Below are 8803 nucleotides of genomic sequence, written 5' to 3'. Positions count from 1 at the left end.
TCCCCTTTTTTATTTATGCTATAAATTATGTATTTCTTTCTCAAGCGATACTATGCCTTGCATTACTTTATCAAAACTCGGCGGTTCTGCGAAAAACATTTCTTTCATGTTTTTATAATCAAGCTCTATTTCTTTTAATCTGTACTCTTCCGGTACCAACTTTATGGCGTCAAAACTTGCGTCTTCATATTTAGCCCATTTTCTAGGATAAAATTTCTGTTTAAACTTTACAACTTTATCCAAAAGATCTTTGTTCTGAAAAGCTTTATCTTTATAAATTGAGTTTGACATACAGAACAAGTCATAATAATGTCTTGCATACCTTTTTGGTATAGCAAGTTCTCGTGGTCTATTTGCCTCATGATGTAAGATGGTGGCTTTTTCCCAAAATGTCCTTTCTGGACGTACAGTTCTAACTTCTATAAAGCTACCTTTAAACAGTACCGGATATGACTTATAAAGATCCGGTACTATACCAATAACTTCTGAAGGTGACCATGCTGCAAGAGCGCCAATTTCAAGTCTTATAGACTGTATCAAATACGATGATTGATAGCTTTTTGGATATTCAAAAAATATAGTTTGGGGTTCTTTTTCATATATGCTGAGTTTAAAATCGATTCCAATTATCTCTTTAAAATCTTCTTCCATTTGTGGTAATAAACATCCTTTTAAAAATTCTTCAGTCTTTTGATTTGATTCTTTATTAAACTTATCTTGTTTTGTATTTGAACGTTCTTCCCACGGCTCATTAATTCCATACCCTATTGCCCTCCAATCCAATATTAAATCTATATCCTCAGAAAATCTTTGTATTACATTAAAGCATTTTGAAAGACTTGTTCCTCCTTTGAAAGTCAGTGCATCTTTCCACTTACTTATTGAAAAAAGATAGTTAAGTACAAAGCATACCCAATAGTCTTTTTCTATAATAGCTTCATTTACTCCACTTTTCTGTGCAGCATTTCTTATTATTTGTTCCAGATCTTTTTGCGGAATATAATTATACTCAAACATTTTTCACCTCACTTATCTTTCTGATAATATCATATATCCATACACTGGTATATCTGGCATCTTTTAAAAGTTCCTCTTTTTCTTCTTTTGACAGTTTTTCACTTAAATATTGTACCTGTTCTGACGTTATATTTCCTTTTCCTAAGGCTTTAATTACCTGTATAACCATTGCTGTAAGTGTGGACATATTTGAAATTTCACCATTATTTCTATGTTTAAATTCTATAGTTACATTATCAAAACTAAAATTTACATATCTTCCATCGGAAATATATGTCCATTTAGCAGGAACTTGCGTAGATAAACCCAATAAATTAAGAGCTGTATTTCCTGACGGTGCAATAGTCCAATTATATTTTCGTGCTATAGCTTTAGCCACTTCATTAACTGATGGTGCCTCATACTCACCAATATACTCGATATATTTAGGCTTATAATAAATTCCGTTAATAATACGTTTTATTTCTTTAGACAGTACCAGACGATTTAATACGCTTTTTATAGTCTCATATCCGGCAATATCAAAAAAATCATTTGCTATAAAAACGTCCTTAGATTCCATTATATCTATTCTATCTATAATTTTCTGCTTAGCATTCATTATATCAGTCCTCCTTTGCACCTATTATTATATAATATTCGGTGCAAAATGCATATATATAATTATATTACATTTATGCTTTAAGTTTCTTCAATAAATTGTAATATCTGTTTTTCCAATTCGCTTGAATTATTTTTCATATAGCTATACAATCTATAGACGAATCTTAAATATAACGCAATTTAATTTTAGGGGACATTATGAAAAGAATACATGAAATATTAAAGAAATACAGACATGCATGGGTTTTCTTATATACCTTCATATATCTACCATGGTATATGTATCTGGAAAGAACTATAACACATGAATATCATGTCTTACATACATGGGTGGACGATATTATCCCATTCAATGAATATTTTATTATACCGTACTTTATATGGTTCATATATGTAGCATCTGTACTGATTTTCTTCTTCTTTAAAGATGTAGATGAGTTTTACAGATTCGGGTTGTATCTCGCACTTGGAATGAGTATATCACTCTTTATTTGCCAGATATTCCCAAACGGAACAGACTTAAGACCTGTAAACCTTGATCCGAACAAAAATATTTTTACACATCTGGTAGCCTTTATATATAAAACAGATACCAATACAAATGTGTTCCCAAGTATTCATGTTTTCAACTCAATCGCTACACATGTAGCCATATTGAGATCGAGATTCTTTTATAACAATATAAAAGTAAAGGCGATTTCATTCATAATAATGATTTCAATATGCCTTTCAACATTATTCTTAAAGCAGCATTCATTCCTGGATGTTGTCGGAGCAACAATACTCTCATATGTTATCTATCAGCTTATCTACGCTAAGATACCTTGGCCAATTAGCCATGATAACAGAGAGAATATAAGAGTTTAACAAAAAGGACATCGTACCGTTTTTGAGTATGATGTCCTTTTTTATTCAGTATTTTAAATACTAATCTCTTCCAAATAAATCCCTTGTATATACCTTTTCTTTCACATCTTCCAAGCAATCATCATATCTGTTTGCAATTATTGCATCGCTGTTTTCTTTAAAAATATCAATATTATTTATAACTCTACTTCCAAAGAATGTAGAATTATCATCAAGAGTAGGCTCATATATTACAACCTTAGCGCCCTTTGCCTTAATTCTCTTTATAACACCCTGAATAGAAGATTGTCTGAAATTATCAGAATTTGACTTCATTGTAAGTCTATATACACCTATAACAACCTCTTTTTCCATTGTAGGATCATAGGCACTTCCTTCTCCATAGTTATAATATCCTGCCTTTTGCAAAACCTTGTCGGCAATAAAATCTTTCCTTGTCTTATTTGATTCTACAATAGCTGAAATCATATTTTGCGGAACGTCTTCATAATTTGCCAAAAGCTGCTTGGTGTCCTTTGGCAGACAATAACCACCATATCCAAAAGAAGGATTATTATAATGCTCTCCGACTCTAGGATCCAGACAAACACCTCTAATGATTTCCTTCGTATTAAGTCCTTTCATCTCCGCATAAGTATCAAGTTCATTAAAATAAGATACTCTAAGTGCAAGATATGTATTTGCAAAAAGCTTCACAGCCTCCGCCTCTGCAACACCCATAATCAATATTTCTATATCATCTTTGAGCGCACCTTCTTTTAAAAGATTTGCAAACTTATCCGCCGCTTTCATAAGCCTTGCATTCATAGTATCTGTACCTACAATAATTCTTGAAGGGTACAGATTATCATATAATGCTTTTGACTCTCTCAAAAACTCCGGCGAGAAAATAATATTGTCACAGTGGAATTTACTCCTTATGCTTTCCGTATAACCTACAGGGATCGTTGATTTTATAATTATAATTGCATCCGGGTTATACTTTATAACCTCTGTGACCACTGCCTCTATTGCAGATGTGTCAAAAAAATTCTTTTGTGTATCGTAGTTTGTCGGCGCCGCCACCACCACAAAATCCGCATCAGTGTAAGCAAGCTTCGTGTCCAAAGTAGCAAGCAAATTAAGCTCTTTTTCTTTGAAATACTTCTCAATATACTCATCCTGAATAGGACTGATTCTTTTGTTTATCTTCTCAACCTTCTCCGGAATAATATCCACCGCCACCACTTCATTATTCTGTGCCAATAAAGTTGCGATTGATAACCCCACATATCCTGTTCCTGCTATTGCTATTTTCATATGCCCCTCCTAAGATTATATTTTATAAAAATCTTTATACCACTGTGCAAACTTTCTAAGTCCGTCTCTTAAACTTGTATGTGGTTTAAATCCAAAGTCTTTCTCCAATGCACTTGTGTCCGCAAATGTAACAGGTACATCTCCCGGTTGCATTGCAACAAGCTTTTTATGGCTTTCAAAATCATAATCAACCGGTAGTACTTCTGCACTTACAAGCTCTTGCTGTAATATATTTACAAAGTCAAGCAAGTTCTCAGGCTGATTGTTTCCGATATTATAGACGGCATAGGGTGGAATCGGTAAACCGTCTTCTCCATTTTTCTTTTCAGGAGCAGCCTGCATAACCCTCTTTACACCCTCTACTATGTCATCTACATATGTAAAATCTCTTTTACAGTTACCAAAATTAAATATCTCTATTGTCTTACCTGTAAGCAATTTATCGGTAAATCCAAAGTATGCCATATCAGGTCTTCCTGCCGGTCCGTATACGGTAAAGAACCGAAGCCCTGTTGACGGTATATTGTATAGCTTACTGTATGAATGCGCCAATAATTCATTTGACTTCTTTGTAGCGGCATAAAGCGAAACAGGATTATCCACTTTATCGTCCGTAGAATAAGGTACCTTCTTATTTGATCCGTATACTGAGGATGATGAAGCATAAACTAAATGTTCCACTCCGATTTCACCATTGTCATATGAGTGACGACAAGCTTCTAAAATATTGTAAAATCCTATAATATTACTCTCTATATATGCATCCGGATTTGTAATAGAATAGCGAACTCCTGCTTGCGCAGCCAGATTTACAACTACTGAAGGCTTATATTCATCAAATACTCTGTTAATAAGTTCTTTATCAGCTATATTCCCTTTGATAAATGTCCATTTTGAATCTGTATGTTCTAAAGACACTTTTTCAATCTGCTGTAATCGCCATTCTTTAATAGATACATCATAATAGTCATTCATATTGTCAATGCCTATGATATGAATTGAAGGTTGAGTTCTTAACAGTTCAATAACTAAGTTGCTGCCGATAAAACCTGATGAGCCGGTGACTAGAACTGTTTTATTACTGAGTATAATATTTACTTTTTTCATGTTTCCCCCGATATATTTATATATATTTTCTATTAATAAACTTCATTAAAATTTCTCTCACTATTCCAGCATACATTACACCAGTTGATATAATAAAATATAATATAAATAGAATCCAACTGAATACTTCATTCTTTATATACCATGTAAATATATAATATACTGTCATAGATAATATAATATAGATAAAATTTTTCTTCCAATTTATCTTGTATTTTATTACAAAGTATATTACATTCATTATATACCATACGATTAACGTTATAATTGATGCAAAAGAAATGTATATCGCATCATTGTAAAACTTATATGCTAAATAATTACATAATATTGCTATTGTCAATGAAACTAAGCTTATTTTAAAATAAATCATATGTTTATTTATAGCTTTGTAGTATGTAAACATAATAATATTTATACAACATGATAATGCCAATCCAGGTGTAATAACTCTCAAATATCTAATCGAATCTATATATTCCGGAAAAAAACTACTAATCAAAATACATAATGGCTGATATCCAGCCATTGATAATGTTGCCGTAATACTTATTAGTGCCATTGCGTTGGAAAAAGTATTCATTATTTTTTCTTTATCGTTCATTTTTCTGAGTCTTGGCAATAGCACAAATGCAACTGCACTAATAACTGTTGTAACCATAGAAATTAAACTATATGCAAATGAATAAATAGAAAATGTTGTTGCATCATAAAAAACTGAAACAAATTGACTGTCCAATGAAAATACTATTGATGCAGCTTGATAAGCAATGGTTAAAATTATTCCTTCTTTGAAAAAAGATTTTATATCATCTTTACAATTTGAAAAACTATCACATTCGCCAATTGATAATTTTCTATATGTAAATACATACCAAGTCATCAGTACAACATCGATAAAAACAAGACCACCAACATAAATATTTACATCGATAAACTTTCTTTTATTTACAAAATTAAACCAAACTATCGACAGTACAAGTATAATCTTAAATGTAGCAAACATAATTTTTCTAACTGACAGCTCATCAAAACGCATTGTACTTTGTGAAATGTATTGATAATATGCAGTCATATTTATTGCAAATATATCGATTCCCAAAAACAAAAATATTAGCTTATATCTGTCTTTAAGTAATACCATAGCTATAAATACTATTAATGCAGAAACTACACATTGGAAAAAAAAGAAAAATTTTGTATACATCCTAAACTTTTCTTGCGACAACTCATTATATTCTTTACCTGCAAAAGTTAATAAAACTCCATCTACATATCCTAAATGCATTAATGCCGAATATGATAAATATAATGTAAATATTTTGTAATATCCATATCCTACTACTCCAAGTATTTTTGGAACTACAAAGCCTGTTATTATACTACTTATTAATATAACAAAATTACTAAATGCAACCATAAAAAGGTCTTTAGTAAATGTACTCTTTCTATACATATATGCCCAAATGTCACCCTTTGTTTTTTAAAACTCTTTTTACTTTTCTTAGTTTCTCTATAAGAATTCCATATCCGATAATTGCATCAAAACACCCTCGTATAAATAGTATGTGATATATTCTATATCTGATACTCCATTTTCTGCAGTCTATAGATTTGAATATCTCAATATTTTTTTTATTTAAATATATTTCTGAAATATATTTTTTCTTTTCATTGTATTTAATATCAGAGTGACATATTCTCTCTATAATATTAATTACATTACAGCCTAGATCTGCATTTAATTGTAAGCTAAAATCATATTTATTTAACTTAGATATCAAAACCAATTGATTTTCAAACAACATTACCTTGTCAAATATATTATAGTCGAATTTTTGGGTAATTGAATTTAAGTTTACTCTATAATGATATGGAAAAAAATCATTTAAAAAAACCACTCTATCAGCAAACATAAATGCTGCAAAATTCATTACCATATCTTCTCCTAAGGAAATAATGTCTATACAATACGGAATAACATTTTTTACAATTTTACTCTTAAATAGTTTTACTACTCTTGAAGGTATTATTCCACGCCCCATAAACGAACCATCATTTATAAGTTTACAGTAAGTATCTTCTGATTTTACGATACCTTTAAATATTGATGGCTGCACATAAATATATTCACCTTTAATAAGTCCTGCCACTGCTATATCTGACTTTGTAGACTTTAGTGCAGATAACAATTTATCGTACATCTCTGCTTCAATCCAATCATCACTATCAACAAATCCTATATATTCTCCCAAAGCATGTTCAAATCCATATTTCCATGCTGACATCAATCCACCGTTTTTTTTATGAAAAACTTTTATGTTCTCAAAATTATTTGCATATTCATCACATATACTCCCACTTGTATCTGTGGATCCATCATCTATAAGAATAATCTCAATATTTGAGTATGTTTGAGCTCTTATAGAATCAATACATTTTTTAAGATATTTTTCAACATTGTAAACAGGAACAATAACACTAATCAAGCTTTTCATATAAGTTATTCCTTATCATTGTTTTTTCTATAATCCAAATGCAAACACACACCCAAACTATTTTTCTAATAGCATTACCTATAGAGTCTCTACTCCACCATAATAAATTAGTAAATATTGGTATACTGTATAATAATACTGCATACGCATTTTCCCTTATTCCATTTGTTATTTTAAAAGAAATTTTAGATAATAAAATACCTATTAGAATAGAAAATATCCAATATAATTCTCTAAAATTATAGTACATTTCTCCTACGATAGAACCACCTATAGCGCTCCATGAATTAAGCATTTTAGCAAAGTTAGCCTCAATATTTAATCTTCTCATAGTCTCACCTATTGAAGGCAATATTGAAACCAATGATTTATAAAAACATTCACCAAACTTAGGATCTATTGTACCGTTATCTAAACCTTCAACAACCAAGTATGGGGTAAAAATGGTCTCTCCAAATGAACCTATAGTTTCAAAAAAAATATTTGTTTTTAAAGATTGTCCAAGTACTTCAATTAAATTTTCCAAGAAATAACCAATTCCTAATTCTCTCATTGTGTAAATGACATCAATGAAACATAAAGCTAAATACATCAATACAATATTGAAAACTATTTTTTTTATATTATATCTATAATTTTCCAAAGATATAACTACAAATAACATCAGTAAACAAACTATCTGATGTCCTCTATTACCTGTCAACATTACGCATAATATATAGCAAACTATTACAAATAAAAAATGAGTTCTCTTTTTTTTGTTTTCCTGACCTATATAATATAATATTACAGCCGAATAAAAAAAACTTGCAATTGCGTCAATTATCCCTGAATACTTTACTGATATTGCTCCATAATATCCTCCAAATATTGCAGCAACAATAGATTGAATATCTATAAAAAGCCTAAATGGAATTGCTATTATCATCAAAATCTTTGACACATATAATAATCCCTGTCTAGATATATTTATTCTTGAATATACTTTTTTAATACTAAAATTTTTCTTTGATTTTATTCCGGTACCCATCACTCCACCTAAAAAAATCATATTGAGACATGTTACAACTATTTCCAATGTCTTCATAACAGAATTACTATTTGGCATATAAACAGTAATATAGTTTATATACGAGAAATGTTCATTTGGAAATATTGCAGTCATTATGATTTGTCCTGAATGAAATAAGTATGAACTATACATAAATACCATAAAAGGAGATACTAGATGCCCTCCCATAAATCTCCAAATTATCATCTGAAAACAAATGTTCCAAATAATCAAACATGATGCTATATATAAAGCAAAACTGTAATCATCTATTTGAGTCATATAAGCATATTCAATTACAGAATTTAATAAATATAATAATGTACAAACAAGACTTTTTTTATTTATAGTCACGACATAT

At 30.2% G+C, this 8803-nt stretch carries 8 protein-coding genes; 1 reads left to right on the top strand and 7 read right to left on the bottom strand.

The features are described 5' to 3' along the window. Positions 1-18: 18 nt before the first annotated feature. Complete coding sequence (locus HMPREF1495_RS07475) at positions 19-1017, bottom strand: nucleotidyl transferase AbiEii/AbiGii toxin family protein (protein ID WP_034213370.1); 999 nt, start codon at positions 1015-1017, stop codon at positions 19-21. Then, a complete protein-coding gene (locus tag HMPREF1495_RS07470) occupies positions 1010-1618 on the bottom strand; it encodes a DUF6088 family protein (protein WP_198013552.1) in 609 nt (202 codons plus the stop codon). The genes HMPREF1495_RS07475 and HMPREF1495_RS07470 overlap by 8 nt, the downstream gene beginning before the upstream one ends. Before the next feature lie 200 nt (positions 1619-1818). Here HMPREF1495_RS07470 and HMPREF1495_RS07465 point away from each other — a divergent pair, with 200 nt between their 5' ends. After that, the gene (locus HMPREF1495_RS07465; RefSeq protein WP_034213369.1) at positions 1819-2487 is read left to right on the top strand and encodes a phosphatase PAP2 family protein; all 669 of its coding nucleotides are present in this window, start codon (positions 1819-1821) and stop codon (positions 2485-2487) included. Positions 2488-2547: 60 nt separating this feature from the next. On the opposite strand, the gene HMPREF1495_RS07460 is transcribed toward HMPREF1495_RS07465, so the two are convergent. The 5 genes from HMPREF1495_RS07460 to wzy are packed head-to-tail and all read right to left on the bottom strand — an operon-like array spanning position 2548 to position 8796. Then, the gene (locus HMPREF1495_RS07460; RefSeq protein WP_034213368.1) at positions 2548-3786 is read right to left on the bottom strand and encodes a nucleotide sugar dehydrogenase; all 1239 of its coding nucleotides are present in this window, start codon (positions 3784-3786) and stop codon (positions 2548-2550) included. Between the two features lie 15 nt (positions 3787-3801). After that, positions 3802-4893 (bottom strand): NAD-dependent epimerase/dehydratase family protein, encoded by a 1092-nt coding sequence (locus HMPREF1495_RS07455; protein WP_034213366.1) that lies wholly within the window; start codon positions 4891-4893, stop codon positions 3802-3804. Between the two features lie 16 nt (positions 4894-4909). Next, entirely contained in the window at positions 4910-6349 is a 1440-nt protein-coding gene (locus tag HMPREF1495_RS07450; protein WP_034213364.1) for an oligosaccharide flippase family protein, read from the bottom strand. A 13-nt stretch (positions 6350-6362) separates the two neighbouring features. Continuing rightward, on the bottom strand, positions 6363-7391 hold the full coding sequence (locus tag HMPREF1495_RS07445) for a glycosyltransferase family 2 protein (protein ID WP_051402816.1): 1029 nt from the start codon (positions 7389-7391) through the stop codon (positions 6363-6365). Continuing rightward, positions 7375-8796, bottom strand: coding sequence for an O-antigen polysaccharide polymerase Wzy (wzy, locus tag HMPREF1495_RS07440; RefSeq protein WP_084544507.1), 1422 nt, complete (start codon positions 8794-8796; stop codon positions 7375-7377). The genes HMPREF1495_RS07445 and wzy overlap by 17 nt, the downstream gene beginning before the upstream one ends. Positions 8797-8803 lie beyond the last annotated feature (7 nt).

It is taken from the genome of Lachnoanaerobaculum sp. MSX33, from assembly GCF_000512995.1.
Taxonomy (GTDB): domain Bacteria; phylum Bacillota; class Clostridia; order Lachnospirales; family Lachnospiraceae; genus Lachnoanaerobaculum.
Note: the sequence above shows the minus strand (reverse complement) of the source record. Positions and strands in the feature narration are given on the sequence as shown.